Source organism: Roseivivax sp. CAU 1753 (genome assembly GCF_054482575.1).
The window spans coordinates 162,874-187,087 of the sequence record NZ_JBTLRF010000003.1 but is presented as its reverse complement, the minus strand read 5'-3'; the positions used below and the strand labels follow the sequence as shown (position 1 = coordinate 187,087).

The window sequence follows — 24,214 nt, the reverse complement described above, 5'->3', positions numbered from 1 at the left end:
TCTGCGGGCAATCGGGCGCGCGGGACGCAGCCATCGCCCAAGGATGATCCGCCGCCTTGCGCAAGGCGCGGAATTTGCCGATAAGTATCGCGCATCGTTCGGAGGATTCCATGCGCGCCCGTATCTATCAGCCCGCCAAGACCGCCATGTCGTCTGGATACGCCAAAACCCGAGGCTGGGTTCTGGAATTCGTCGCCGAGACGCCGCGCACGGTCGACCCGCTGATGGGGTGGACATCGTCCTCGGACACGCAGGCGCAGGTGAGAATACCGTTCGAGACCAAGGAAGCGGCGGTGGACTATGCCCGCGACCACGGCATCGACGCGCAGGTTTTCGACCCCAAGCGCCGCAAGCACAACGTGCGCCCCAAGGGCTATTCCGAGAATTTCGCCTATGACCGCCGGTCGGCCTGGACGCACTGAGCCTGCGCGTTCCGGCAGCGCATCGATTGCCGGGCCCCCGACCGCGCCACATGGGATTGCCCGTCTGTCCGTGCTGCGCTAGGACGCGATGGCCCGGCCACGTTGACCGGGGTCAGAGCGGTCCCTTAGCTCAACTGGATAGAGCAGCTGACTTCTAATCAGCAGGTTGAGGGTTCGAGTCCTTCAGGGATCGCCATTGCATCTTCCGCGCCACGCCCGGCAAAGGCACCGGCGGTGCGGCAGCGATGGCCGCGACACGCGTACGGTTTGATCGAGCGCAAGGAATCGCACCGCCATCTGCGCCATTGAGAGTGCATGACACATCTCGACAAGCTTCGGGCCTTTGGCCTCTTCGATGCGCGGGTGCCGCGCTATACCTCGTATCCGACGGCGGCGGTCTTCTCGCCCGGGACGGGGGCGGCGTTTCAGGCGGCGTCGCTGGCCGCGCTCGATCCGGGCGTGCCGGTGTCGGTCTATCTGCACATCCCGTTTTGCGAACGTCTGTGCTGGTTCTGCGCGTGTCACACGCAGGGCACGCAGACACTCAGCCCGGTGGAGGCCTATATCGGCACGCTCGAGGCCGAGCTGGCGCTCATGCGCGAAATCCTGCCAAGGGGGCTGCGGATGGGGCGGTTGCATTGGGGCGGCGGCACGCCGACAATCCTGCCGCCCGCGCTGATCCACCGGCTTGCGGGCGCGGTGCGCGAGGTCTTTGCCCCGGCAGAGGATTTCGAGTTCTCGGTCGAGATCGACCCGACCATGGTCAACCGCGCCAAGATCGACGCGCTGGCGACCGAGGGCATGACGCGCGCCTCGATCGGCATCCAGGACTTCGACCCCGAGGTGCAGGCCGCCATCGGGCGCGCACAGCCCTTCGACGTGACCCGCGCCTGCGTCGCCGATCTGCGCGCGGCGGGGATTACCTCGCTCAACACCGATCTGGTTTACGGCTTGCCGCACCAGACCGAGGCGCGGATCGCCGACACCGTCGAGAAGGTGCTGAGCTTCGCGCCCGACCGGGTGGCGCTGTTCGGCTATGCGCATGTGCCCTGGGTGTCCAAGCGTCAGAAACTGATCGACGAGGACGCCTTGCCGGACGACGAGGCGCGGTTGCGTCTGGCGCAGCTGGCGGCAGCGCGGTTCGAGGCGGCGGGGCTGGCCCCGGTGGGCATCGACCATTTCGCGCGGCCCGGCGATGCGCTGGACACCGCGCGGCGCACCGGCATGCTCAGACGCAACTTCCAGGGCTATACCGCCGATACCTGCCAGACGCTGATCGGGCTCGGGGCCTCGTCCATCTCGCGGTTGCCCGGTGGCTACGTGCAGAACGCCGCCGCCACGGCAGCCTATATCCAGCGCATCGAGGCCGGGCAGCTGGCCGGGATCCGCGGCCACGAGATGGCCGGAGAGGACGACCTGCGCGCCCGCGCCATCGAGCGGCTGATGTGCGATTTCCGGCTGGATCCGGCCGATCTGCGCGCCGAGTTCGGCGAAGCCGCGCGCGTCCTCGCGCCGCTGCTGGCGGGCATCGCGGCGCGGTTCGGCGATCTGGTCGAGCAGACCGGCGACGTGATCGAGATCCGGCCCGAGGGACGCCCCCTGACGCGGATCATCGCCAGCGCCTTCGACGCCCATGTGCCGGACGGTGTGCGCTATTCGCGCGCGTCGTGAACGGTGCGGCATCCTAGGTCATCCTGGCTCGGTGCACGCGGCGTGCCACAGGACCGGCCCGCACGTGTCGAGACAGTCTGAACTTTGCGCTTGCTCAACGTCTGTAGCGGAAAGCCGGGGATCATGGTGCAAAAGGAATGCCGATGCCCCGACCGGACCGCCTTGATGATCCCGACCTGCCGGTGTCCGATCTGATGGCGCGCTGGCCGCAGGCGTCTGTGGTGTTCCTGCGGCATGACATGCTGTGTGTGGGTTGCCTGATCGGACCGTTCCACACCGTCTCGGATGCCTGCTTCGAGTACCGCCTCGACAGGGATGCGTTTGTTGCGGAACTGCGCGGGGCGATCGACAGGGGGCGCTGACAGGGCGATGCGCCGATGGCAGGCGGTCGGCGATGCGCGACGGGTTCAGGCCTGGCTCAGCACCACCAGGGCATGCGGGTCGCAGACCTTGATGCGCTTGCGCTTGCTTTGCACCAGCCCCTGCTTTTCCCAGGCGCTCAGGATGCGGCTGACCGTGTGCAGGGTGGTTGCCGTCATCTCGGACAGGTCCTGCCGGGTGATCGGGAAATCGATCTCTATGCCGTCGTCGACCTTGCGCCCGCTCTGGTTGGCCAGCCGCAGGACCGCGTTGGCGACGCGCTGCTCGACCTGCTGGGTGGCCAGTTCCATGATGCGGGTGTTCATTTCGCCAAGCCGGTTGCCGATGGTCTTGTAGGTCTCGGTCGCGAAGCCGTCATAGTCGGCCACAAAGCTGTCCCACAGTCGCATGGGCCAGCTCAGCGCGATGGAGTCCGATGCCGCCACCGCCGTCGCGGGATAGGTGTCGCGCCCGACGGCCTTGGCAAAGCCCAGAAGCTGGCCCGAGGGGATGTGCAGCGCGGTGACCTGGTCGCCGTTCGGCGTGACCCGCACAACCCGCACATATCCGTCGAGCAGGATGAAGAAGCGGTCCGCCGCGGCACCTTCGTCGAAGATATGCGCGCCGGTCTCGTAGCGGCGCACCAGCGCCAGGTCGAGAATGGTCCGGATCTGACGCCGATCGAGCCGAGAAAACGGCGGGATATGCGTCAGCAGGCTCTCATCGAGCCGGGGCAGGGATTTGCGGGGCGTGTCCAGAACCATGCCGGATGCTTGCCACAGGCGCGCCGCGCATTCCAGATCAAAGCCGGTCCGCACACGTCTTCGCAGGCGGGCGGGGCCGCAGGGTGCCGCAGGCTATGCCCGGTACCGATATCGACTGGGGGTCCGCTCGAGCGCACGGCGTCACCCCCGCATCAGCAGCAGCGCCGTGGTGACCAGCAATGCCAGGAACACCGTCTCGGCCAGCAGAAGTGCGGCGGCGGCGCGACCGACCTTGAGGATCTCGCCCGGCCGGGTCTTGAGCCCGACCGCGCTGATGGCCATCAGCAACAGCCAGGACGACGCGGTCTGCGCGCCGGTGGTGACGATCTGCGGCAGGGCCACCAGCGAATTGAGCGCCGCCAGCAGCACAAAGCCCAGCACGAAGCCCGGCACCAGCGGGGGTCGCGGGGCGGTCGCATCGGCGTCGGCGCGGCTGCGGATCACCAACGCCGCGATGACCACCACGGGGGCCAGCATCGCCACCCGCAGCATCTTGACCAGCGTCGCCGTTTCGCCCGCCGTCTCGGAGATCGAGAAGCCCGCGCCAACCACCTGGGCCACGTCATGAACGGTCGCCCCGAGGTAGATGCCGGCGGTCACATCGTCAAATGCCATGAGCTGGCCGAAGATCGGATAGAGCACCATCGCGATGGTCGACAGGACGGTCACGCCGACCACGGTGAACACCAGCCGCTGTTCGGATTTTTCGTCCCGGGGCAGCACGGCGGCGATGGCAAGGGCCGCCGAGGCTCCGCAGATCGCCACCGCCCCCGCAGACAGGAACGCGAACCGGTAGCGGAAGCCGAACAGCCGCGACACCGCGAGGCCGAAACCGATGGTCGCCGCGACGGCCCCGTTGATCAGCAGCACGACGGGCAGGCCGAGGGCGGTGACCATGTCGAAGCTGATCCGCAGGCCAAGCAGGGCCACCCCCAGCCGCAACACGGTCCGCGCGCCGACGGCAATGCCGTGGGTGCAGCGTTCGTTGTCGCTGAGAAAGTTCAGAGCGATGCCGAACAGCAGGGCCAGCAGCATGGCGGGCGCGCCGTAATGCTGGGATACGAACTTGCTGGCCAGCGCGATGACGGCGGCGACAGCAAGGCCCGGCGTGGCCCTGCCGACCGCTTCGGCGATGCGTCCGACGGACAGCCCCTGAGCGCGTTTGTCGTTCAAGCGGCGACCCCGTTCCGGTCCGTCGCCCCGATCATGCGCCACCGGTGACACCCCTGCCACGACATCAGACGGACCCGGCCGCAAGATCGCGCAGGCCCTTGATCAAGGAGGCTTCCATCACCCAGTGCCTGTGCCGGGCGGCATCGTCGGCATCGGCACGCAGCGCGTCGATGGTCGCCTTGCGGTCCTCGGGCGTGCGGGCTTCGATGCGGGCCTTGTTCCGCATCGACTGGGCCTGCACATACCCGGTGGCGATGCCGCGCCGTTCGCGCGTATAGGCGTCGAAAAACGCGTCCGCGTCTTCGGGCCGGTCGCGCGCGGCGACCAGTTTCTCGGTCAGGTTGATCGCGTCATGGATGCCGGAGTTCATCCCCAGCCCGCCCAGCGGATTGTTCACATGCGCCGAATCCCCGGCCAGAAAGACCCGTCCCTTGTGGAAACGCGCGGCAACGCGCTGGTTTACCGAATAGATGTTGCGGTGATGGATGTCGGTCAGGCGCAGGGCGGAGTCGATGCCGCCGATCTGGTCGGCGACATAGGCGTCGGTGGTGACATCCACATCCACCGGCGGCGCGGGCAGGACGATGCGCCAGAGCCCCGGCGGACCCTTGTGCGGCACCTTGTAGAGGGCGCACCACCGATCGGGATCAAGCACATTGTTGCGGGTCCGGTAGCCATGCCGGTAGAAGTCATGGGGGGTCGACAGCACGAGGAAGCGGTTCGCATAGGTAAAGCCCTCGAACGCGATGCCGAGCATCTTGCGGGTGGCGCTTCGATTGCCATCGCAGCCGATGAGATAGTCGAACCGGTGGGTGTCATCGCCGCCCGGTCCGCGCGCCGACACGGTTACCCCATTGGCATCCTGCGCGAAGCCGATGATCGTGGTCGCGAATTGCACCGTTCCGGGAGCCAGCGTCTCGATCAGCTGCACGTTGGCGTCGGCGACCTTGAATTGCTCGCATTGCAACGCGAAGGGAAAGTCGGTCTCGGACGCAAGCCGCCCGTAGTCGTATTCGGCGATGACCGTATCGCTCTGGCGATCGCGGAACTGGAAGACCGGGGCCTGGAGACCCTGTTCGACGATGGCCGCGCCGCTGCCCAGAGCGGTCAGCATCTCGAGCGTCGGGGGTTGCAGCGTGGCCGCGCGGGGGTCGGCGGGCAGATGAGCCTCGCGCTCGAACAGCGTCACCTCGAAGCCCGCGCGCAGCAGGGCGAGCGCCTGACTGGTGCCCACGGGACCCGCGCCGATGATGCCGACCGAGGTCATGGCGATCCTCCCTGTTGGCCGGACGCATCGCGGATGGTCTGCCAGATGCGGTAGCGGGTGGATGGCACCGGTCTGCCATGCACGCCCAGATATGCGCATGCATCATGGCGCGCGCCGATGCCGACGGCAAGCGATCCGGTGCCGCCCGCTTCGTCGCGCGCCTCGCCGCCCGTGCCGCCGCCGTGCCGCCGCGATGCCGCCGCCGCGCATTTCGACAGTTGTCATCCGACCGTCCAAGGTCATACCGTCGTCGCAAGCCTGACGAAGGAGCGTGCCGTGATCCGTAACCTGCTGCCTTTGGGGGCGCTCTTGCTGGGCTCCGCGCTGTTGCTTTTTGCAGGCGGCATGAACGGGCTGATCCTGCCCATCCGGGGGGAAATCGAGGGCTTTTCCGCCGCCTCGCTGGGTCTTCTGGGCACAGGCTGGGCGGTTGGCTATGTCGGTGGGTGCATGTTCACGCCGGTGCTTGTGGCGCGTGTCGGGCATATCCGCGCCTTCGGTGCGATGTGCGCGCTGGCGGCGATCACGGTGCTGGCTTCGCTTATCTTCCTGACGCCGTGGGTATGGATTCCGCTCCGGGGGCTTTCGGGTTTCTGCTTTGCCGGGGCCGCGATGGTGGTCGAGAGCTGGCTCAACGACAAGGCCGATCATGGCTCTCGGGGGCGCATCTTCGGGGTCTACACGATGGTCAACCTGTCGGCGACGACGGCGGGCCAGCTGGTGCTGACGCTGGGCGATCCGGCCGGGTACATGTTCTTCGTTCTGGCGGCGATGTTCTATTGCCTGGCGCTGCTGCCCACCGCCGTGTCGGCGACCACGACGCCGACGGCGCTGGTCAGCGTCAAGCTCGAGCTTGGGAACCTCTGGCGCAACTCGCCCATCGCGGTGTTCTCGGTGCTGATGGTCGGCGTCTCGAACGCGGCTTTCGGGGCGCTGTCGGCGGTTTACGCGGCGCGGATCGGATTATCGCTGACCGATGTCGCGCTGTTCGCGAGCGTGCCGGTGCTGGCGGGGGCGCTGGCGCAGGTGCCGGTGGGCGCGATGTCGGACCGGCTGGACCGGCGCGTCGTGCTGGTCGGGGTGGCGGCACTGGGTCTGATGGCGGATGCCACCTTCATCTTCACGGACCTCGATACGGTCTGGGCGAACCTGACCGTGTCGGCCATTTTCGGTGCGTCGGTCTTTTCGCTGTATCCGCTGATCGTGGCCCATGCGAACGACCACGCCGCCCCGGGCACGTCGTTGCAGGTCAGTGGCGGTCTGTTGCTGGTCTATGGCGTGGGCTCGATCGTCGGCCCTACGGTCGCGGGCTTTGCCATGACCGAGGTCGGCACCAGCAGCCTGTTCTTCACGACCGCATCGGCGCATGTGCTGCTGATTCTGTTCGCGCTGTTGCGGATTTCGAAGCGGGCGGCCGTGGCACCCCGCGACAAGACCGCCTTCAAGGTATCGCCCTCGGCGCGCGCGATCACGCCCGAGACCGCCGTGCTGGCGGGGGAGGACGATCCGGAGGCGCAACCCGCGATCCGCGACTAGGCGGCTTGCCCTATTCGGACAGCGGATCGCCGGGGTTTTCCGGTCCGGCCTCGCCAAGGCGCACCTTGGACTGGCTCGCGGTGACGTCGGCGGCGGAAAAGCCCCAGGCGTTCAGTCCGAACCAGGCGGCGACCGAGATGACGGCGATGGCGATGAATCCCAGCAGCATGGCTTTCATTCGGTTTCCTCCTTGGGCGCGGTTTCCCGGCGCAGATAAGCGATCAGATCGGCGCGATCCTGTTCCCCGGCGATGCGTTGCATCGGCATCTTGGTGCCGGGGATGTAGTGCTCTGGCCCGATGTCGAACAGGGCATCGATGGTGTCGGCGGTCCAGACCAGGTCGCGCCCGTCCAGCGCGTCCGAATAGATGTAGTCCGGTTCGGTGCCCGCGACGCGTCCGAACAGCCCGTAAAGCGACGGCCCGGCGCGACGGCCGGACCCGGGCGTCAGCGTGTGGCAGATCGAGCATTTGCGTTTGAACTGCCGTTCGCCATTGGGCATCTCGTCGGGATCGGCAAGAAAGGCGGCCCCCTCGGTCTGCATCCGCGCGTCTTCGCCAAGGCGCGCCACGGGCCAGGAATGCACCCGGCTGTCGAGCCCCGCGGCGTGCACGTTTTCGCCCGAGGGCGAGAAGGCCAGCGCCCAGATCGGCCCGTGGGTGGTGGCGCGGAAATCCCGTTCGATGCGCCAGTCGTCGGTGTCGATGACCGAGATATAGCCCTCTCCGTCGCCGATCGCGATGCGGCGGCCATCGTCGGACCGGGCCAGCGCCAGGATCGGGCGGCGATCCAGCGTCAGGTCGGCGCGGGGGGTGCCGGTGGCGATGTCGATGACGCGGGTGACACCATCGACGGCCCCGTATGCCAGCCACCCCGCGTTCTCGTCGAGGATCAGCTCATTGAGACCGAAGCCATGTTCCACCACCTCTTCGATCAACGCGCCCGAGGCCACGTCCCAGAGGCGCAGGGTGCCATCGGCAGAGGCGGAATAAAGCCGCGTGCCGCCGGCCGCGAAGGCCACATCATTGACCGGCCCGGCATGCCCGTCGAGAAAGCGCGCCGCGCCGCCATCGCGGGTCCAGAGCCCGATGCGCCCGTCCCAACTGGCGCTGGCGATCACCCGGTCGGTGGCGGCCAGCGCCATGACCTTGCCCTGGTGGCCCGGCAGGCGCGTCGCCTGCCCAGAGGCGAGGTCCCAGTGGATCAGGTCGAAATCGTCGGCGCCCGAAATGGCCTCGGTGTCGGACAGGATCAGCACCGTGTTCACTGCCGCCGCGTGACCGTCGAGCCAACGCGGCGCGCCGTCTGTCCAGACACCCACGGCATTGTCGAAACTGGCCGTTGCGATCCGGCCATCGGGCCCGACGGCGATGTCCATGACCGGCCCGCCATGGCCGTCGAAAACCACGTAGTCCTGTGCGGTCACGGGCAGCCCGGGCAGCCCGGACAGCGCGAGGCAGGCGACAAGGGCGGCGCAGCGCATGGCGCTATTCCGCGGGCGTGGCCGCCGCAGTGGTGGCGTTCTGCGGGCCATCGTCGCGTGCTGCGATGGCCTTTTCGGCCCAGATCGAATGGTGCTCTACCGCCCATTGCTCTTCGACATCGCCAGAGCCCATGGCATCGAACGCGCCCTCCATGCCGATTGTGCCAATATAGATATGCGCCAGGATCACCGCCATCATCACGAAGGCCAGGATGGCGTGCCAGAGCTGGGCGAACTGCATCTCTTCCTGCGGTTCGAGGTTGGTCGGAAACGCCTCGAGCCCGAACAGCGACGGCACGCCCCAGCCGTTCAGCGCCTCGAAGGTCGGCTCGAACAGGGTGATCTGGAACGGGAACAGAAGCGCCACGCCAGAGGCCGCGACCGAGGTGCCGAACAGGATCACAACCCAGAAGATCATCTTTTGACCGGCATTGAATTTCTTCGCGGGTGGGTGGCCCTTGATCAGAAGGCCGCCGCCCTTGAGGATCCAGTTGAGGTCGGTGCGGTCGGGGATATTGTGGGCAACCCACATGACGAACACCATCACGAGGCCCAGGATGAAGGCCCAGGCAACGTTGTTGTGCAACCATTTCGACGCCACCGCCATGGTCGCGAAGGCCTCGTGCCCGAAGGCCGGAATCAGGAACTTGCGGCCCATCAGCGTGATCAGCCCGGTCAAGGCGAGGATGATGAAGGAGCCCGCGATCAGCCAGTGGCCGAAACGCTCGATGCCCTTGAACCGTTCGATGGTGCGTCCGGTCTTTTCGCCGTCGATGCGGATGCGCCCCTTGATCAGGTAGAACAGGGCCAGCAGCGCGATGGTGCCGAGCAACAGGTAGCCGCCCCAATGCAGCACCGGACCTTCGCGCAGTTCAAGCCACCATTGCCCGCCGCCCTGGATGATGACCGCCGACGCGGGGCCGCGCGCCTGGGTCGTGATCTCGCGCTCGTCGAAGCGGAGGGCGCGCCAGAGATCGGCATCGGACGAACCGCCAAGGGTGCCCAGCGGGCCGGTGTCGGCGCTGGCGGTGGGGGCGCTTTGCCCGACCAGCCCGCGGCGCGCCTCGGTGTCGTCCGCGCTGAGCCCGCGCTGGCGGCGCAGGATGTCCTCAAGCGTCGTGGTCGCCTCGTTGGGCACCGCTTGCTGCACGTCCGGATCGACCGCCTGCGCCTTCAGTGCGGCAGGCAGGCCCGCGCCCAGCAGCGCGAGCGTCAGGACAAGGTATCTGAGGATGGTCATAATGCGGCCTCCATGACCCGATGCAGGACAACTTTACTGCTTGGCAGATAGACCGAAACGGTCCGCGATCAAACGGGCCGTTCGGGTCTGTCCGCTGGCCCATGCGCCGGGTCGTGCCGGGCCGGGATAAAAAACGGGGACCGGCCGGATCGGCCAGCCCCCGCCTTGGGTGTCAAAGGCTCACTGGCCCTTCTGGTCGTAGGCCGTGCCCCAGCCCCATGCGCCCGAGCCGAAGCCACGGGCGACGACGCGTTCACGATAGATGCCCGAGACGACATCGCCGTCACCGGCCAGAAGCGCCTTGGTCGAACACATCTCGGCGCAAATCGGCAGCTTGCCTTCGGCGATCCGGTTGCGACCGTACTTCTGGAACTCGGCTTGGGAATTGTCTTCCTCGGGTCCGCCGGCGCAGAAGGTGCACTTGTCCATCTTGCCACGGCTGCCGAAGTTGCCCGCCTGGGGATATTGCGGCGCGCCGAAGGGGCAGGCGTAGAAGCAATAGCCACAGCCGATGCAGAGGTCCTTGGAGTGCAGGACCACGCCATCGTTGGTCTGGTAGAAACAGTCCACCGGGCAGACCGCCATGCAGGGCGCGTCAGAGCAGTGCATGCAGGCCACCGAGATCGAGCGTTCGCCCGGCTGGCCGTCCTGGATCGTCACCACCCGGCGGCGGTTGATACCCCAGGGCACCTCGTGCTCGTTTTTACAGGCCGTCACACATGCATTGCATTCGATGCAGCGTTCGGCGTCGCAGAGAAATTTAGCGCGTGCCATTTAAGTGTTCCTCCTTACGCGGCTTCGATGCGGCAGAGTGTTGCCTTGGTTTCCTGCATCTGGGTGACCGAGTCGTAACCGTAGGTCTGTGCAGTGTTGGCGCTTTCGCCGAGGACATAGGGGTCCGCGCCGTCTGGATAGTGACTGCGGCGATCCTCGCCCTGCCAGAATCCGCCGAAGTGGAAGGGCATGAAGGCGACACCTTCGGCAACCCGCTGGGTCACCATCGCCATCACCTTCACCTTGCCGCCGCTGGGGCTGTAGAGCCACACGTCGGACCCGTCGCGGATGCCCAGATCGTTGGCGTTGCGCGGATTGATCTCGACGAACATGTCCTGCTGAAGTTCCGCAAGCCAGGGGTTCGACCGGGTTTCCTCGCCGCCGCCCTCGTATTCGACCAGTCGGCCCGAGGTCAGCGTGATCGGGAAGTCCTTCGAGTAGTCGTCCTTCTGGATCGAGGCATAGAGGGTCGGCAGACGCCAGAACTTCTTGTCCTCGTAGGTCGGGTAATCGGCGACCAGATCGTAGCGCGGCGTATAGAGCGGCTCGCGGTGGATCGGCACCGGGTCGGGGAAGGTCCAGACCACGGCGCGGGCCTTGGCATTGCCGTAGGGCGCGCAGCCATGGGCGATCGCGACACGCTGGATACCGCCCGACAGGTCGGTCTTCCAGTTGATCCCACCGACCTGCTTGGCGTAATCCGACGACATCGGGCCGGTCTGGCTTTGCTCGCCGACCTCTTCCTGGCCGTCGCCCGCGTCTTCGGGGGCCTGGTAGCCCGCGACCTTCTCGATCGAGGCGCGTTCCTCGGCGGTCAGGTCGCCGTCCCAACCCAGATCGATCAGCATCTGCATGGTGAACTCTGGATAACCATCCATGATTTCCGAGCCAACAGGCGCCACACCTTCCGCCAGAAGGTTGTCGCCGTCCCGTTCCACGCCGAAGCGCGCGCGGAAACCCATGCCGCCATCGGCGACGGGCTTGGAGATGTCATAGAGGTTCGGCGAGCCCGGGTGGTTCATCTCGGGCGTGCCCCAGCTGGGCCACGGCAGACCGTAGTAATCGCCATCGGCAGGCCCCCCGAGCGCCTTCAGGGTGGTGCGGTCGAAGGTGTGCTGGTTCTGCATGTGCATCCGCATGCGTTCGGGCGACTGGCCGGTATAGCCGATCGTCCACATGCCGCGGTTGAACTCGCGGGTGATGTCCTCGATCAGCGGCTCGTCGCCGTTCACCTCGATGTTGCGGAACATCTGCTCGGAGAAGCCGAACTTGTCCGCGAACAGCTTCATGATGGTGTGATCGGGCTTTGATTCGAAGATCGGGTCAGTGACCTTTTCACGCCATTGCAGCGACCGGTTCGATGCGGTGACCGAGCCATAGGTTTCGAACTGCGTGGCCGCGGGCAGCAGGTACACGCCGTCGGTGCGGTCCTGCATGATCGCCGAGACGGTGGGGTAGGGATCGATCACGACCAGCAGGTCGAGCTTCTCCATCGCCGTCTTCATCTCGGGCAGGCGGGTCTGCGAGTTGGGTGCGTGGCCCCAGAACACCATCGCCTTGGTGTTGTCGGGCTGTTCGATATCGGCCGCGTCCTCCAGAACGCCGTCGATCCAGCGCGACACCGGGATGCCGGTGACGTTCATCATCGGCACATCGTCGCTGCCCTTGTCGGACGCCGTCTGCTGGCTGAAGCGGCCCTTGAGCCAGTCCAGATCCTCTTCCCAGACGCGCGCCCAGTGGGCCCAGGCCCCTGCGGACAGGCCGTAATAGCCCGGCAGCGTATCGGCCAGAACGCCGAGATCCGTGGCCCCCTGCACGTTGTCGTGGCCGCGGAAGATGTTGGTACCGCCACCGGCGGCGCCCATGTTGCCAAGCGCCAGCTGCAACACGCAATAGGCGCGGGTGTTGTTGTTGCCGTTGGTGTGCTGGGTGCCGCCCATGCACCAGATCAGGGTGCCGGGACGGTTGTTGGCCATGGTCCGCGCGACGCGCTCGAGTTGCGATCCGGGGGTGCCGGTGATCCGCTCGACCTCTTCGGGGGTGTACTTGGCCACTTCTTCCTTGATCTGGTCCATGCCCCAGACACGGGTGCGGATGAACTCCTCATCCTCCCACTTGTTCTGGAAGATGTGCCACAGGATGCCCCAGACCAGCGCCACGTCGGTGCCGGGACGGAAACGGACATATTCGTCCGCATGCGCCGCGGTGCGGGTGAAGCGCGGATCGCAGACGATCAACGGCGCGTTGTTCTGCTCCTTGGCCTTCAGCAGGTGCAAGAGCGAGACCGGGTGCGCCTCGGCGGGGTTGCCGCCGATGACGAAGATCGCCTTCGAGTTGTGGATGTCGTTGTAGGAATTGGTCATGGCGCCGTAGCCCCATGTGTTCGCAACACCCGCGACCGTGGTCGAGTGGCAGATCCGCGCCTGGTGGTCGACGTTGTTGGTGCCCCAGTAGGCGGCGAACTTGCGGAACAGGTAGGCCTGTTCGTTGTTGTGCTTGGCAGAGCCCAGCCAATAGACCGAGTCCGGGCCGCTTTCGTCGCGGATGCGCAGCATCTCGTCGCCGATCTCGTTGATCGCCTGTTCCCAGGAAATCCGGGTCCATTCGCCACCGACCTTCTTCATCGGGTACTTCAGGCGACGCTCGCCATGGGTGTGCTCGCGGACCGAGGCGCCCTTGGCGCAATGCGCCCCGAGGTTGAACGGGCTGTCCCAGCCCGGCTCCTGGCCGGTCCAGACGCCGTCGCGCACTTCGGCGATCACGGTGCAGCCGACCGAGCAATGGGTGCAGACCGACTTGACCGTCTTGACCGCGTCGCTGACCGCCTGCTGGGCCGAGGCCTGGGTGACCGATCCCGCGGTCGCGCTGATGGCGGCAAGACCGCCGATGGCAAGCCCGGAGCCGCGCAGGAACGCGCGGCGATCGACGGATTTGCCTGCGATGTCGGACAGAAGTCCGGTGTTCTGGGATCGCCGCGCGACCCCGCTTGTCTTTTTCCTGAGCATAGTTCCCTCCGCTATGTGCCCCGAGAGGATCATCTCGACGGGCCAGGTCCGGGCGTTCGGGGCGCGTCTTGCCCTGCTGCCGGGTATCGGGTGAAGACGTCCGTCAGAAACGGGCGCTGTCGAAATAGGCGCGGGTATGCGCGGTGTCCTGCATTCCGGACTTACCGGCATCGGTCGGCGCCGACGCTTCGGCCTCGGTGCCGGCGACGGCGACCGCTGCAAGTGCGGCCGGAGCCGTGGTGCCTGCGAGCTTCAGGAAGTCCCGGCGGCTCGCGCCCGCCTGTTGCTTGTTCTCCGACATCAAGATGCCTCCCTTTTTCGGCTATGGGCCGGCCGCTGCCTGCCCGATCGTGTGATCCCCTTGACGTGCCCCCGGGACCGGTTGGAGCCTGCGCCGGACTAGTCCGACGACAATCTGAAAGCCTCGCGCTCGATCTCGACGAAGGCGCGCCCGACGGAACCGACTGCGGCATAGAGCATCGCGGCCTTGGCGCCTTCGAGATCGGCAAAGAAATGACCGGCCCAGGGGCCGATGTGACGGTTGAAGAAGGTCTTCTGATCCTCAAGCGACGCGGGTGCGCCGAAGCGGCCCACGATCAGCGAGGCCATGACCTCCATCAGGGATGCGATGTTGTCTTCGGGCTCGAAGACGTTGGGCGCGCGGGTGATCTGGCGCGCGCGCAGATCCTGCCGCAGCGTCGCCAGCGGTTTCTCGTTCAGAAAACCGGTCAGGTAATAGCTGGCATAGGGCAGCAATTCGCCGCGTCCGAGCCCGATGAACAGCGCGTTGAATTCGCGTTCGAGATCCCGGGGCGTCGAGGTTTGCGCGCAGTCCGCCAGCCGGGTGATCGCCCGCCCGAGATCGCTGTCATCGCCCGAGAGCGAGGCAACCTGCGCGATCAGCATCTCGTCGGGGGGGGCGGCCAGCAGCAGCCCGAGGAAATTGTAGAGATCCGCGCGCAGGCGGTCCTCGTCGCTTACCTGGATTTCTGCCACGGCGGCACGGGTCATGTCGTCTCCTCGAAACGGAATCGCATCCGGCGTGGACGCGGCATCGTTTCGTCAAGTGTATACAAAGGTGTTCCCGACGTCTCGTCAATCACATCTGCGACCTTGGTCGTAGCTGTGCCTTCGGGCGCGTCCTGCCGCCGCTCATCGATCGGCGTGGCGGCATGGTCGCCGCCACCGATGTCGTCGAAGCGGTCGTCCACGCTGTCCGCCACACGGTCACCGGGCGACACCTCTGCGGTCGCGGCCTCCGGGGGCAGGGCCGCTGCGGCATCGTCATCGACCGGCGCCAGCGCCGCCTCGGTCTTGCGCTTTTCGGCGGCCAAAGCCTCGACATGGGCTTTCATGCCCTTGCCGACCTGGTAGGCGGTCCTGACGCCCGGCATGTCGGTCACGGCGTTGGAGTAATCGTCGTCGTAGTCGTTCAGACCGTCGACGCAGGCCAGCACCGGGTTCGACCGCCAGAGTTTGCGCATCGCGCGGCGGCGCAGACGATCGGGGATCTCGCGGCGCATGAAGCCCGCGATGCCGTCGCCCGGCATCAGGCTGTCGGGATCGGGCAGGCCGTATTGCGCGAGGATGTCCGCGTCGGATTGCTCGGCGAGTATCTGCGCCCGGGCGTCGCGCTGCACCTCGTCCGCCCTGCGGGCGTCCTCGGCGGCTTCTGCCTCGACCTGCGCCTTGCGGCGGGACCAGAAATCGCGCGGGCGGCTCATGACGTATCGCCATGACGCCGCGCGGTGGGAGCGCGGTAGATGTCGGTTGCCTTGTCGATGCGCGGATCCCCCAGCCGGGTTTCGGCCTCGGGCCCCTCGGCGGGGCGGCGCTTGCGCTTGATGAAGGGTTCGTCGTGGTAATGCGCCGCGATCCAGCGCCCGGTCCAGCCGACGAGTTCTGGCGGAAGCGCCACCTTTTCGACCAGCTCGTCGCCCGATTGCTCGAACAGCGCGGCCTCGTGCGGCGACACGGTCACCAGGTGAACGTACCAGGGGAAATCCTCGCGGACGGACGGGCGCAGCACCACATAGGCCGCCGGCACCGGTTCGCTCAGCGCGACGCGGTACGCCTCGGCCTCGCCGCGATAGAGGGTCAGCGGCACGGTCGCGGCGTGATACTCGACGCGGTCGCCATCGCGGCGCAGCACGCGCCAGTCGGCGTCCGGCGCATGCGGCAACAGCGCCCGGGGTTGCCAGATCTCGCGCACCCAACGGGTCACGCCCGGTCGGCGTTCGATGATCACGCCGACAGGAATGCTGGCCGCCATTTGGTCGGCAATGGTGATTTCGGTCTCTCCCATGGCTCTTGGCTTTGTAACATTTCGAGCCTCATTCTTGTTTATACGCCAATACCCCGGTATCCAAAATCACAATTTCCCAACATGTCCGCCAAGGCGCGGCACGTTTGCGGGACATCTCACATCATCCGGGGAGAGCATGGTGAAACGGTTACTGATCTGTGACTGCCTGGGATCGCAATCCCTGGATCCCGCCGCGCTGGCAAAGGCCACCGGGCTAGAGGTGAGCCGCACCCATACCGCGCTTTGCCAACACGAGGCAGAGGCCGCCGCAAGGGCGCTTGCCAAGGGCGATACGCTGGTGGCCTGCGGGCAGGAGACCGCGTTTTTCACCATGCTGGCCGAGGAACTGGGTGTCGAGACCCCGGGGTTCGTCGATCTGCGCGACCGGGCGGGATGGTCCGACGAGGCGCGCGGGGCGGGGCCGAAACAGGCCGCGCTGGCCGCCGAGGCGCTGGTCGAGGTGCCCGCCCCGCGCAGCCGCGACATCGTGTCCGAGGGCACCTGTTTCGTGCTGGGCGCGGGGGACAGGGTGTTCGAAACCGCCGCGGCGCTGGCCGATCAGCTGGCCGTCACCGTGCTGCAATCGGACATGGGCGATCCGCCTGTCGACCGCCGCTTCGACGTGGTGCGCGGGACCGTGGTGCGGGCCGAGGGCGCGCTGGGCGGCTTTGCGGTGCAGATCGACGGGTTCCGGCAGATGCTGCCCGCGGGGCGCGGAACCTTCGGCTTTTCCGAGCCGAAGGACGGCGCGCGGGCGCGATGCGACATCATCCTCGATCTGCGGGGCGGGACGCCGCTGTTCCCGGCGCCGGAGAAGCGCGAAGGCTATCTGCGCGCCGATCCCGGACGGCCCGCGCTGGTGGCCGAGACCGCCGCGCTTGCGGCGCAGTTGGTGGGCACCTTCGAAAAACCGCTTTACGTGCGCACCGAGCCTGCGCTGTGCGCCCATTCGCGCGCCGGACAGGTCGGTTGTTCGAAATGCCTCGATATCTGTCCCACCGGCGCGATTCTGCCCGACGGCGATCACGTCACCATCGACGCGATGGTCTGCGCGGGCTGTGGCGCCTGTTCGGCGCTCTGCCCGTCGGGGGCGATCACCTATGACGCGCCGCCCGTGGCCGCCGTGTTCCGCCGTCTCGATGTGCTGGCGCGGAGCTATCGCGGGGCGGGCGGCGCGGCACCCCGGTTGCTGGTGCACGATGCCGACCACGGCGGCGGGATGATCCGGCTCGTGGCGCGATTCGGACGCGGCCTGCCCGCCGACGTGATCCCGTTCGAGATCGACAGCATCGCCAGTTTCGGCCATGCGGAGATGGTGGCGGCGCTGGCGGCGGGTTTTTCCCGCGTCGATGTGCTGCTGGCCCCCCGGACAGAGCGCGACACGCCCGAGCACGAGATGCGGCTGGCCAATGCGCTGACCGGGCAGGCGGCGGTGCGGCTGCTGGATCTGGCCGACCCCGACGCGCTGCCCGAGGCGCTCTATGGCGGCGCGGCCGACGCGCTCTGCGCGCCGACCCTGCCGATCGGGACACGGCGTCAGGTTACACGGGTGGCGACGAAGGCCCTGCGGCCCGGGGCGGGGATCATCGATCTGCCCCAGGGCGCGCCCTACGGCGCGGTGCTGGTCGACCAGGAGGCCTGTACGCTGTGCCTGTCCTGCGTGTCGCTCTGCCCGTCGGGCGCGCTGGGCGACAACCCGGACATGCCGCAACTGCTGTTTCAGGAAGATGCCTGCCTGCAATGCGGTCTCTGTGCGACGATCTGTCCCGAGGCCGCGATCACCCTTGCCCCGCGCATGAACACCACCGACGCGGCATTGTCGCAGGTGGTGCTGAACGAGGAAGAACCTTTCGCCTGCGTCGAATGCGGGGCGCTGTTCGGGGTGAAATCGACCATCGACCGGATCATCGATAAGCTGGCGGGCAATCATGCGATGTTTGCCAATCCCGATGCGACACGGATGATCCAGATGTGCGACAATTGCCGGGTCAACGCGCAGTTCCACATGCAGAACAACCCGTTTGCAGGGGCCGAGCGGCCGCGTGTACGCCGCACGGAAGACTATCTCGAGGACGGCCCTTCGAAGCGGCGCGATCACTGACGGCACCGGGGCGTCGGTTTTTCTCGGGCGTCCCCTTGCAAGGGGACGCGTTGGAGGCGCTGCCTCCAAACCTCCGGAGTATTTCGGGTCCGATCGTGAGAAAAGGCCGGAAGAGGGGGTCGTGCAGGAGCGTGGGGCCGGGGCGGGTCAGGTCATTTCGACGCGACCGGCGCGCCGAGATCGGCAGGCGCGATCCCGGAGACGAAGGCCAGGATGTCGTCGAGATCGTCAAGCGTCATCTCGACCGGCACGATGGGCGAGGGGCGCATCGGGTCGAAGGCGGGTGTCACCTCGGCGATCTGGGTGAAGGCGGGATGCGGGTTCAGCGCATAGAAGCCCTCGAAGCGCGCGGACCAGTCGGGCAGGGTGCGCAGCATCGCGAAGGAGGGCGTCGAGCCGATGGCCTTCATGCGGTTGATCGCGCCGACCACGTGGCAGCGCCCGCAGAGCTTCAGCGACAGGTCGGCCCCGTCCCGCGCGTCGCCATCGAAGGTCGGCGTCGCGACCGTGGCCTGGCGCGGGATCTCGGGCGAGAAGGGGGCGGTGCCGTCGACGCGGAAGGCCGCGATGGTGCCGCGCCCGATGTCGGAGGTGAGCCAGTCCGCGAAGGCCTGCGCGTCCGGGTCGTCGCGCACCACCAGCGACCAGGTGCGGGACGGGCCCTGGAACATGGCCCGCCCGTGGTCGCCGAAGATGGCATCGGCTGTCGCGGGGTCGGCCCCGCGCGCGATCCGCGTCGCGGTCTTCAGCGCGAACCGCGGCACCAGATAGTCGAGCAGGCCGCTGTCCTCGAGCGCGGCGGGGGCGGCAAGGCTGAACCGCTTGTCGGCCTCGGCCAGAACAGGAGCCGCGGCGCAGAGGGCAGCGATCGCGACGCCGAGATAACGCAGCATGGGCGTACCTTCCCGAGATGGTCTGTGGCTTGCAAGGCTAGTGGCCCTATCCTAGAGAGGTCAACGGTTTGATAGGGAGGGACCACCCATGAACGAAGAACTGAACATGTCGCTGCGCAAGTTCCTGAAGCAGGTCGGGGTGACGTCGCAGAAGGCGATCGAGGATGCGGTCGCGGCCAAGGGGGGCATCGACGGGCAGAGCTTCGAGGCGAAGGTCGTGCTGACCGTCGAGGGGCTGGATCTCGAGCATGTCGTGACCGGCACAATCAAGGGATAATTACAGCTGTGGCACTGACACGCGATGCGGTTCTGACCGCGCTCAAGGGCATTTCCGATCCCGCAGGGGGCGACATCGTCGCGGCCAACCGGGTCAAGGCCCTCAACGTCGAGGGCGGCGCGGTGCGCTTCGTGCTGGAAGTGCCCGCCGACAGGGGAGAGGCCTTCAAGCCGGTCCGCGACCAAGCCGAGGCTGCGGTGAAGGCGCTGGAGGGGGCGGGGCAGGTGTCCGTGGTGATGACCGCGCATGCCGCCCCGAAGCCGCCGCCGGACCTGAAGGGCGCGGGCGCGGGCAAGCCCAAGGTGCAGGGACCGCAGAAGGTGCCCGGGATCGACCGCATTCTGGCGGTGGCGTCGGGCAAGGGCGGCGTCGGCAAGTCGACCGTGGCCTCGAACCTGGCCTGTGCGCTGGTTGCCGAGGGGCGGCGCGTCGGGCTGCTGGACGCGGATGTCTACGGGCCGTCGCAGCCGCGCATGCTGGGCGTGTCGGGCAGGCCCGCGAGCCCAGATGGCAAGACCATCCTGCCGTTGCGCAATTTCGGCGTCACCATGATGTCGATCGGTCTGATGATGAACGAAGGCCAGGCGGTGATCTGGCGCGGTCCGATGTTGATGGGCGCGCTGCAACAGATGATGACCCAGGTGCAATGGGGGGCGCTCGATGTGCTGATCGTCGATCTGCCGCCGGGCACCGGCGATGTGCAGATGACCCTGAGCCAGAAGTTCCAGGTCGACGGCGCGGTGATCGTGTCGACGCCGCAGGACGTGGCCCTTCTGGACGCGCGCAAGGGCATCGACATGTTCACCCAGCTCAAGGTGCCGATCGTCGGCCTGATCGAGAACATGTCGACGCATATCTGCTCGAACTGCGGCCATGAGGAGCATATCTTCGGCCATGGCGGCGTCGCTGCCGAGGCCGAAAAGATGGGGGCGCCGCTGTTGGCCGAGATCCCGCTGCATCTCGATATCCGCACCGCCTCTGACGGCGGCGCGCCGATTGTCGTCTCCAAGCCCGACAGCCCGCAGGCGCAGGCGTTCCGCGACGTGGCCCGCGCGCTGGTCAAGACCGGTCACGCGTGATGGCGTCATGAGTACCGGACCGGTCTTTCCCCCGCTGCTGTCGGGCCGGGCCGTGGCGGGTGACGCGCCCGGCGCGGCGGCGGTCCGGGCCGCGATGGCGGGGGCGGAGCCGGGGCTGGTGCTTTTTGATCCGGTGTCGGACGATCTGCACGCGGCCATGGTTCTTGCGCCCGATGTCGCGCGCAGCGATGCGGCGGTGATGCTGCCGCTGGCCGGGGTTGCCCTGCAGAACGCGCTGGGCACTATCGCGCCGCCCGAGGTGGCGGTGCATCTGGACTGGGATGGCGGCATCAGGGTCAATGGCGGTCTGGCCGGACAATTGCGGTTGATCGCCCCCGAGGGCCCGGACGACGCGGTGCCCGACTGGCTGGTGGTCACGCTTGATCTGCGTTTTGCCGCCCGCGACGGGGATGGCGGCGACACCCCCGGAGAGACGGCGCTTCATGCCGAGGGCTGCGGCGATCTTGCGCCGATGCCGCTTCTGGAAAGCTGGACGCGCCACCTCATGCACTGGTTGCACGACTGGGAAACCGAGGGTCTTGGCCATCTGCACCGGGACTTTGCGGGGCTGGTCTGGCAATTGGGCGAACCCATCACGCTTGCCGGGCATGAGGGGCATTTCCTCGGCCTTGACGAACGGCTCGGCGCACTTGTGAAATCCGGCGGTACGACGCATCTTCTGCCCCTGTCCCTGTTGTTGGAGACGCCCTGATGAACCTTGCCCGCGCCATTCATTTCGATGAAAGCGACACCCGCGTCTTCGCCGCTCCGGCGCGCACCGGAGAATGGTGCATCGCGGGTGGCTTCGAGTTTTCGAACTGGGGCGAGGGCGATCTTGAAGGCAAGGCGCGGCAGGCCTTCGCCAATGGCTGGCTGGGGCTCGAGACCTTCGGGCGCGTGACCTTCGTCGCCGTCACCCGCATCGAAGCCGCCGAGCGCGCCGCGCTGGTCGACGCGCTGGCGGCGCATTTCGTGGCGATCTATGGCGCGCCGTCGCAGGACGATGCCCGCGCCGTGGCCGAGGCCGAGATTGCGGAGATGCAGGACATGTGCGCCGATTTTGCGCCGAACACCGTTTTGACCGTGGCGCGCGAATTGACCGAGGCGGGCGTCCGCGAGTCGTTCCGGGCGATCGAGGGGCAGGATGCCGAGCTCGAGGCCTTTGCGGTGCACGGAGAACTGGACGACTAGCGCGGGATCGCGCGCCCCCTGCGCCGCACCCGACCGGAACCGCTTGCCGACCGGCACGTGACCTTCGGCGCGCGATCGGACGGTGTCTTGAGGCACCGGGGTGCACCGCGCCCGATGCTGCCTCTGGCGCATGACCGACACCCGCGCGGACCCCGGGGCTTGCGCCACACCCGGGGCGACCGGGTCGGTGACGTCCGCGTGGGCTCTCTGCCCGCCCCTGAATGATCGGGCGTGGCGTTCGTGACCGCGATGCGGCCCGCGACGATGGTTCGACGCCGCCCGATTTTTTCTGCCCGCACGATGGAACATCTGGCCGAGGCTCAGGGTTTCTTTCCCAGAACTGCACAGGAGAGACGCTATGAATACCGACGAATTGAAAGGCCGCTGGACCGAGTTCAAAGGCAAGGTTCGCGAAGAATGGGGCGATCTGACCGATGACGAGGTTGCCGAAACCCAAGGCGAGCGCGAGCAGCTGATCGGCAAGATCCAGGCCAAGTACGGCAAGACCCGCGAACAGGCCGAGCGCGAGTTCGACAAGTGGGTCTCGCGGCTCTGATCATCCGCATGCCTGACGTTGCCGGGCGGTCCCCAGGGGCCGCCCGTTTTCATGCGCACATCGCGGGGCGGTTGATCCTTAAGGTTGATTGGGATCAAGGCGCGCGCGGCACCGATGTGAGAGCCTAGCGGAATGCATATCGCGAGGTTCCCCATGCGCATCCTGCCCCTGCTCGTCGTCACAATCGTCTGTATCGCGCCCTCGGTGGAGGCGCAGGACGTCGAATCGGGGGCGGCGCTTTATGCCAAGCACTGCGCGACCTGCCACGGCGCGACGGCGGAAGGGGGCGGGCCGATGGCATCGGTCCTGCTGTTGCAGCCGCCCGACCTGACGGATCTTTCCGAGCGCGGCGGCGGGTCCTTTCCCCTGATGCGCGTCGTCACCCGCATCGATGGGCGCGAACCGCTGGTCAGCCACGGCTCTCCGATGCCGGTCTACGGCGACTTTTTCGAGGGTGTGCAATCGGTCGCCATGAAGGCCGGGTCCGGCCAGCCGATCCTGATGTCGGAGGCGGTGGCGGACCTCGTGGTCTATCTTCAATCGTTGCAACAGTGACCGGGGCGCGCTGACAGGAACCGGTTACCGGAGTGCTGCGGGTGCGATCAGGAGCAAGCGGGCACGGGATCCGAGGCCCCGGGTCAGGCCCGGGGCGTTTCCGGGATGTTCGGGGGCCTGATGGGTCGCACGGACCGGGCAGCGGCGCTTACTCGGCGCGACAGATGCCGTCGGTTTCGGCCCCTGACCAGGGAATGCGGATGTCCGGACCCGCGAGCGCGCTGTCGAGGCGCGAGATGTCCATTGCGGCCCCGATCATCGCACCCAGCCGCGCGGTGCGGGGGGCGTCGGGGTCGAGCAGACGACAGCAGACATATTCCTCGACGATGGAGCCTTGCTGCTCAAACCCGTACTCCAGGAAATCGCCCTGGTCGGCCTCGAACAGGTAGGGATCGGCGCTGGCCGTGTGCTCAAGCGCGGCGCGGATCGGGTGAAATCCGGTGCGGTCCCTGTTCTGCCATTGCCAGACATGGGTCATCTCATGCGCGAAGAGCATGGCGCTATAGAGGTCGATCACCTTGGGCAGCTCGGCAAGGAAGTCGTCGCGATAGAGGTCCTCGCGGTAGAGAACGTGATTGAAAAGGGTCGTCGCCCCGGGAGAGACCGTCACCATCTTTTCGTCCCGGGGCGGAAGGATACGTTCCTGACAAGTGACGCGCGGGCGGGCCGGGCGTAGGTAGGTGACCGCGCTGGCGAAGTGGCCATCGTAAAAACGCACGCGGGCGGGATCGATCCCCGCGCCGTGCAGCGCATGGGCGAATTGGGTCTCGTTCTCGGTCAGGGGGCGACCGCAGGACGCCAGCAGGACAAGGGTGAGGGGAAGGACAACGCGCATGCGCGGAGGGAAGCGGAAAAGACGCGGCTCGGCAAGCCCCGGTCGGGGGATGGGATATCAACGGATCGCGATCCATGGCACGCGCGCCCCGCTGGGGCGCAACGGCCACCCGACCGCAGGGCATGTGCGCCGGTTCCGGAAGTCCGCGAGTCACGGCGTCGCGCAGGCGCGTGCCCAGACACACCGCCGACGACCGCTGCGCCGGGCAGGCGAAACGTGCGCGCCGCGTTTCGTGGGGGCACCCCGCCCGGCTGGGCGTCAGGCCTACTTGACGGATTTTCCGGCAATGGTGGTGACGGTCTTGCCCGCACCGCTGTTGGCCGTCGCGGACACCTTGGGCTTTTCCTTCTTGGGTTTTTTGACTTCGCGGTTGCCGCGGTTCTTGCTCTTGGACATGGGGGTCTCCCTTAAGGCTCCGCCGGACCCAATGCCCGCCGGATCAGCGCTCAGAGGGGCAGGGTTGCCTGAGGGATCAGGGCGATGTCACCGGTGAGGCAGAACGACGCGCGATCTGCCTTTCAAAGATGGGGTGTCCCGGGGGTGCGGCGCAAGTGTTTTCCGGGATGATATTTTCCGACTGACACGGGGTCATGATCAGGACGCGTTCGAACCAAGCACCCGGCCAGGAACAAGGCTGCCATCGGCAGCCACCGGGCCAGCGCCGGTCCGGCCCCACCGGAGGGACGCTTTGGTGCCGTGGGCGCGCGGTTCGGGCGACGCGATGAGAC

Annotated in this window: 26 protein-coding genes and 1 tRNA gene; 12 read left to right on the top strand and 15 right to left on the bottom strand. The window is 67.1% G+C overall.

Going from position 1 to position 24,214, the window contains the following annotated elements; translation table 11 throughout:
- Positions 1-110 precede the first annotated feature (110 nt).
- The 4 genes from ACXYMN_RS08405 (at position 111) to ACXYMN_RS08390 (ending at position 2,455) form a co-directional block, all read left to right on the top strand.
- Positions 111-422: an ETC complex I subunit gene (locus ACXYMN_RS08405; RefSeq protein ID WP_459013118.1), complete on the top strand. Its 312-nt coding sequence runs from the start codon at positions 111-113 to the stop codon at positions 420-422.
- Between the two features lie 119 nt (positions 423-541).
- A tRNA-Arg gene (locus ACXYMN_RS08400) sits at positions 542-618 on the top strand.
- A 119-nt stretch (positions 619-737) separates the two neighbouring features.
- Complete coding sequence (gene hemN, locus ACXYMN_RS08395) at positions 738-2,093, top strand: oxygen-independent coproporphyrinogen III oxidase (RefSeq protein ID WP_459013117.1); 1,356 nt, start codon at positions 738-740, stop codon at positions 2,091-2,093.
- A gap of 143 nt (positions 2,094-2,236) precedes the next feature.
- Positions 2,237-2,455, top strand: coding sequence for a DUF1858 domain-containing protein (locus ACXYMN_RS08390; RefSeq protein ID WP_459013116.1), 219 nt, complete (start codon positions 2,237-2,239; stop codon positions 2,453-2,455).
- Positions 2,456-2,500: 45 nt separating this feature from the next.
- Here ACXYMN_RS08390 and ACXYMN_RS08385 read toward each other — a convergent pair whose 3' ends face one another.
- The 3 genes from ACXYMN_RS08385 to ACXYMN_RS08375 form a co-directional block, all read right to left on the bottom strand.
- Complete coding sequence (locus ACXYMN_RS08385; protein ID WP_459013115.1) at positions 2,501-3,217, bottom strand: Crp/Fnr family transcriptional regulator; 717 nt, start codon at positions 3,215-3,217, stop codon at positions 2,501-2,503.
- 141 nt (positions 3,218-3,358) lie between these two features.
- Positions 3,359-4,390 carry a YeiH family protein gene (locus tag ACXYMN_RS08380; RefSeq protein WP_459013114.1) on the bottom strand — a complete coding sequence of 344 codons (1,032 nt, stop codon included), beginning with the start codon at positions 4,388-4,390 and terminating at the stop codon, positions 3,359-3,361.
- A 64-nt stretch (positions 4,391-4,454) separates the two neighbouring features.
- Positions 4,455-5,657: an FAD-dependent oxidoreductase gene (locus ACXYMN_RS08375; protein WP_459013112.1), complete on the bottom strand. Its 1,203-nt coding sequence runs from the start codon at positions 5,655-5,657 to the stop codon at positions 4,455-4,457.
- Between the two features lie 276 nt (positions 5,658-5,933).
- On the opposite strand from ACXYMN_RS08375, the gene ACXYMN_RS08370 reads away from it, so the two are divergent.
- Entirely contained in the window at positions 5,934-7,193 is a 1,260-nt protein-coding gene (locus ACXYMN_RS08370; protein ID WP_459013111.1) for an MFS transporter, read from the top strand.
- Positions 7,194-7,203: 10 nt separating this feature from the next.
- On the opposite strand, the gene ACXYMN_RS08365 is transcribed toward ACXYMN_RS08370, so the two are convergent.
- The 9 genes from ACXYMN_RS08365 to ACXYMN_RS08325 all read right to left on the bottom strand — a co-directional run bounded on the left by ACXYMN_RS08365 (position 7,204) and on the right by ACXYMN_RS08325 (position 15,999).
- Positions 7,204-7,371: a hypothetical protein gene (locus ACXYMN_RS08365; RefSeq protein WP_459013110.1), complete on the bottom strand. Its 168-nt coding sequence runs from the start codon at positions 7,369-7,371 to the stop codon at positions 7,204-7,206.
- Positions 7,368-8,675: a c-type cytochrome gene (locus ACXYMN_RS08360; protein ID WP_459013108.1), complete on the bottom strand. Its 1,308-nt coding sequence runs from the start codon at positions 8,673-8,675 to the stop codon at positions 7,368-7,370. The genes ACXYMN_RS08365 and ACXYMN_RS08360 overlap by 4 nt, the downstream gene beginning before the upstream one ends.
- A 4-nt stretch (positions 8,676-8,679) precedes the next feature.
- Positions 8,680-9,915, bottom strand: coding sequence for a formate dehydrogenase subunit gamma (locus ACXYMN_RS08355; RefSeq protein WP_459013106.1), 1,236 nt, complete (start codon positions 9,913-9,915; stop codon positions 8,680-8,682).
- A 180-nt stretch (positions 9,916-10,095) separates the two neighbouring features.
- Positions 10,096-10,689, bottom strand: a complete 594-nt coding sequence (gene fdh3B, locus ACXYMN_RS08350; protein ID WP_459013105.1) for a formate dehydrogenase FDH3 subunit beta — start codon at positions 10,687-10,689, stop codon at positions 10,096-10,098.
- Between the two features lie 14 nt (positions 10,690-10,703).
- On the bottom strand, positions 10,704-13,694 hold the full coding sequence (locus tag ACXYMN_RS08345; protein WP_459013104.1) for a formate dehydrogenase subunit alpha: 2,991 nt from the start codon (positions 13,692-13,694) through the stop codon (positions 10,704-10,706).
- A 103-nt stretch (positions 13,695-13,797) separates the two neighbouring features.
- Positions 13,798-13,995 (bottom strand): twin-arginine translocation signal domain-containing protein, encoded by a 198-nt coding sequence (locus ACXYMN_RS08340; protein ID WP_459013102.1) that lies wholly within the window; start codon positions 13,993-13,995, stop codon positions 13,798-13,800.
- A 98-nt stretch (positions 13,996-14,093) separates the two neighbouring features.
- The gene (locus ACXYMN_RS08335) at positions 14,094-14,705 is read right to left on the bottom strand and encodes a TorD/DmsD family molecular chaperone (protein ID WP_459013100.1); all 612 of its coding nucleotides are present in this window, start codon (positions 14,703-14,705) and stop codon (positions 14,094-14,096) included.
- Positions 14,702-15,418, bottom strand: a complete 717-nt coding sequence (locus ACXYMN_RS08330) for a DUF3306 domain-containing protein (protein WP_459013099.1) — start codon at positions 15,416-15,418, stop codon at positions 14,702-14,704. Before ACXYMN_RS08330 ends, ACXYMN_RS08335 begins: the two co-directional genes overlap by 4 nt.
- On the bottom strand, positions 15,415-15,999 hold the full coding sequence (locus tag ACXYMN_RS08325; protein ID WP_459013098.1) for a DUF3305 domain-containing protein: 585 nt from the start codon (positions 15,997-15,999) through the stop codon (positions 15,415-15,417). Before ACXYMN_RS08325 ends, ACXYMN_RS08330 begins: the two co-directional genes overlap by 4 nt.
- 136 nt (positions 16,000-16,135) lie before the next feature.
- On the opposite strand from ACXYMN_RS08325, the gene ACXYMN_RS08320 reads away from it, so the two are divergent.
- Entirely contained in the window at positions 16,136-18,100 is a 1,965-nt protein-coding gene (locus tag ACXYMN_RS08320; protein ID WP_459013097.1) for a 4Fe-4S binding protein, read from the top strand.
- Positions 18,101-18,252: 152 nt separating this feature from the next.
- Here the strand turns inward: ACXYMN_RS08320 and ACXYMN_RS08315 are convergent, their stop codons facing one another.
- Positions 18,253-18,993 (bottom strand): hypothetical protein, encoded by a 741-nt coding sequence (locus tag ACXYMN_RS08315; protein WP_459013096.1) that lies wholly within the window; start codon positions 18,991-18,993, stop codon positions 18,253-18,255.
- 88 nt (positions 18,994-19,081) lie between these two features.
- Here ACXYMN_RS08315 and ACXYMN_RS08310 point away from each other — a divergent pair, with 88 nt between their 5' ends.
- The 6 genes from ACXYMN_RS08310 (at position 19,082) to ACXYMN_RS08285 (ending at position 22,651) form a co-directional block, all read left to right on the top strand.
- Positions 19,082-19,270, top strand: a complete 189-nt coding sequence (locus ACXYMN_RS08310) for a DUF6494 family protein (RefSeq protein ID WP_459013094.1) — start codon at positions 19,082-19,084, stop codon at positions 19,268-19,270.
- A gap of 8 nt (positions 19,271-19,278) precedes the next feature.
- Positions 19,279-20,349, top strand: coding sequence for an Mrp/NBP35 family ATP-binding protein (locus ACXYMN_RS08305; protein ID WP_459013093.1), 1,071 nt, complete (start codon positions 19,279-19,281; stop codon positions 20,347-20,349).
- A 7-nt stretch (positions 20,350-20,356) separates the two neighbouring features.
- Positions 20,357-21,061 carry a biotin/lipoate--protein ligase family protein gene (locus ACXYMN_RS08300; protein ID WP_459013092.1) on the top strand — a complete coding sequence of 235 codons (705 nt, stop codon included), beginning with the start codon at positions 20,357-20,359 and terminating at the stop codon, positions 21,059-21,061.
- Positions 21,061-21,540, top strand: a complete 480-nt coding sequence (locus ACXYMN_RS08295) for a DUF6505 family protein (protein WP_459013091.1) — start codon at positions 21,061-21,063, stop codon at positions 21,538-21,540. The genes ACXYMN_RS08300 and ACXYMN_RS08295 overlap by 1 nt, the downstream gene beginning before the upstream one ends.
- 358 nt (positions 21,541-21,898) lie before the next feature.
- Positions 21,899-22,096: a CsbD family protein gene (locus ACXYMN_RS08290; protein ID WP_459013090.1), complete on the top strand. Its 198-nt coding sequence runs from the start codon at positions 21,899-21,901 to the stop codon at positions 22,094-22,096.
- A gap of 153 nt (positions 22,097-22,249) precedes the next feature.
- Complete coding sequence (locus ACXYMN_RS08285) at positions 22,250-22,651, top strand: c-type cytochrome (RefSeq protein ID WP_459013089.1); 402 nt, start codon at positions 22,250-22,252, stop codon at positions 22,649-22,651.
- A gap of 148 nt (positions 22,652-22,799) precedes the next feature.
- On the opposite strand, the gene ACXYMN_RS08280 is transcribed toward ACXYMN_RS08285, so the two are convergent.
- Entirely contained in the window at positions 22,800-23,486 is a 687-nt protein-coding gene (locus tag ACXYMN_RS08280; protein WP_459013087.1) for a hypothetical protein, read from the bottom strand.
- A 264-nt stretch (positions 23,487-23,750) separates the two neighbouring features.
- Complete coding sequence (locus ACXYMN_RS08275) at positions 23,751-23,882, bottom strand: hypothetical protein (protein ID WP_459013086.1); 132 nt, start codon at positions 23,880-23,882, stop codon at positions 23,751-23,753.
- Between the last annotated feature and the right edge of the window lie 332 nt (positions 23,883-24,214).

Excerpts from the sequence above, each read along its gene's own strand:
- ACXYMN_RS08390 (WP_459013116.1), top strand. The coding sequence starts at position 2,237 with ATGCCCCGACCGGACCGCCTTGATGATCCCGACCTGCCGGTGTCCGAT.
- ACXYMN_RS08310 (WP_459013094.1), top strand. The coding sequence starts at position 19,082 with ATGAACGAAGAACTGAACATGTCGCTGCGCAAGTTCCTGAAGCAGGTC.
- hemN (WP_459013117.1), top strand. The coding sequence starts at position 738 with ATGACACATCTCGACAAGCTTCGGGCCTTTGGCCTCTTCGATGCGCGG.
- ACXYMN_RS08325 (WP_459013098.1), bottom strand. The coding sequence starts at position 15,999 with ATGGGAGAGACCGAAATCACCATTGCCGACCAAATGGCGGCCAGCATT.
- ACXYMN_RS08320 (WP_459013097.1), top strand. The coding sequence starts at position 16,136 with ATGGTGAAACGGTTACTGATCTGTGACTGCCTGGGATCGCAATCCCTG.
- ACXYMN_RS08360 (WP_459013108.1), bottom strand. The coding sequence starts at position 8,675 with ATGCGCTGCGCCGCCCTTGTCGCCTGCCTCGCGCTGTCCGGGCTGCCC.
- ACXYMN_RS08330 (WP_459013099.1), bottom strand. The coding sequence starts at position 15,418 with ATGAGCCGCCCGCGCGATTTCTGGTCCCGCCGCAAGGCGCAGGTCGAG.
- ACXYMN_RS08385 (WP_459013115.1), bottom strand. The coding sequence starts at position 3,217 with ATGGTTCTGGACACGCCCCGCAAATCCCTGCCCCGGCTCGATGAGAGC.
- ACXYMN_RS08340 (WP_459013102.1), bottom strand. The coding sequence starts at position 13,995 with ATGTCGGAGAACAAGCAACAGGCGGGCGCGAGCCGCCGGGACTTCCTG.
- ACXYMN_RS08280 (WP_459013087.1), bottom strand. The coding sequence starts at position 23,486 with ATGCGCGTTGTCCTTCCCCTCACCCTTGTCCTGCTGGCGTCCTGCGGT.
- ACXYMN_RS08405 (WP_459013118.1), top strand. The coding sequence starts at position 111 with ATGCGCGCCCGTATCTATCAGCCCGCCAAGACCGCCATGTCGTCTGGA.
- ACXYMN_RS08335 (WP_459013100.1), bottom strand. The coding sequence starts at position 14,705 with ATGACCCGTGCCGCCGTGGCAGAAATCCAGGTAAGCGACGAGGACCGC.
- ACXYMN_RS08295 (WP_459013091.1), top strand. The coding sequence starts at position 21,061 with ATGAACCTTGCCCGCGCCATTCATTTCGATGAAAGCGACACCCGCGTC.
- ACXYMN_RS08365 (WP_459013110.1), bottom strand. The coding sequence starts at position 7,371 with ATGAAAGCCATGCTGCTGGGATTCATCGCCATCGCCGTCATCTCGGTC.
- ACXYMN_RS08285 (WP_459013089.1), top strand. The coding sequence starts at position 22,250 with ATGCGCATCCTGCCCCTGCTCGTCGTCACAATCGTCTGTATCGCGCCC.
- ACXYMN_RS08275 (WP_459013086.1), bottom strand. The coding sequence starts at position 23,882 with ATGTCCAAGAGCAAGAACCGCGGCAACCGCGAAGTCAAAAAACCCAAG.
- ACXYMN_RS08300 (WP_459013092.1), top strand. The coding sequence starts at position 20,357 with ATGAGTACCGGACCGGTCTTTCCCCCGCTGCTGTCGGGCCGGGCCGTG.
- ACXYMN_RS08345 (WP_459013104.1), bottom strand. The coding sequence starts at position 13,694 with ATGCTCAGGAAAAAGACAAGCGGGGTCGCGCGGCGATCCCAGAACACC.
- ACXYMN_RS08290 (WP_459013090.1), top strand. The coding sequence starts at position 21,899 with ATGAATACCGACGAATTGAAAGGCCGCTGGACCGAGTTCAAAGGCAAG.
- ACXYMN_RS08355 (WP_459013106.1), bottom strand. The coding sequence starts at position 9,915 with ATGACCATCCTCAGATACCTTGTCCTGACGCTCGCGCTGCTGGGCGCG.
- ACXYMN_RS08315 (WP_459013096.1), bottom strand. The coding sequence starts at position 18,993 with ATGCTGCGTTATCTCGGCGTCGCGATCGCTGCCCTCTGCGCCGCGGCT.
- fdh3B (WP_459013105.1), bottom strand. The coding sequence starts at position 10,689 with ATGGCACGCGCTAAATTTCTCTGCGACGCCGAACGCTGCATCGAATGC.
- ACXYMN_RS08375 (WP_459013112.1), bottom strand. The coding sequence starts at position 5,657 with ATGACCTCGGTCGGCATCATCGGCGCGGGTCCCGTGGGCACCAGTCAG.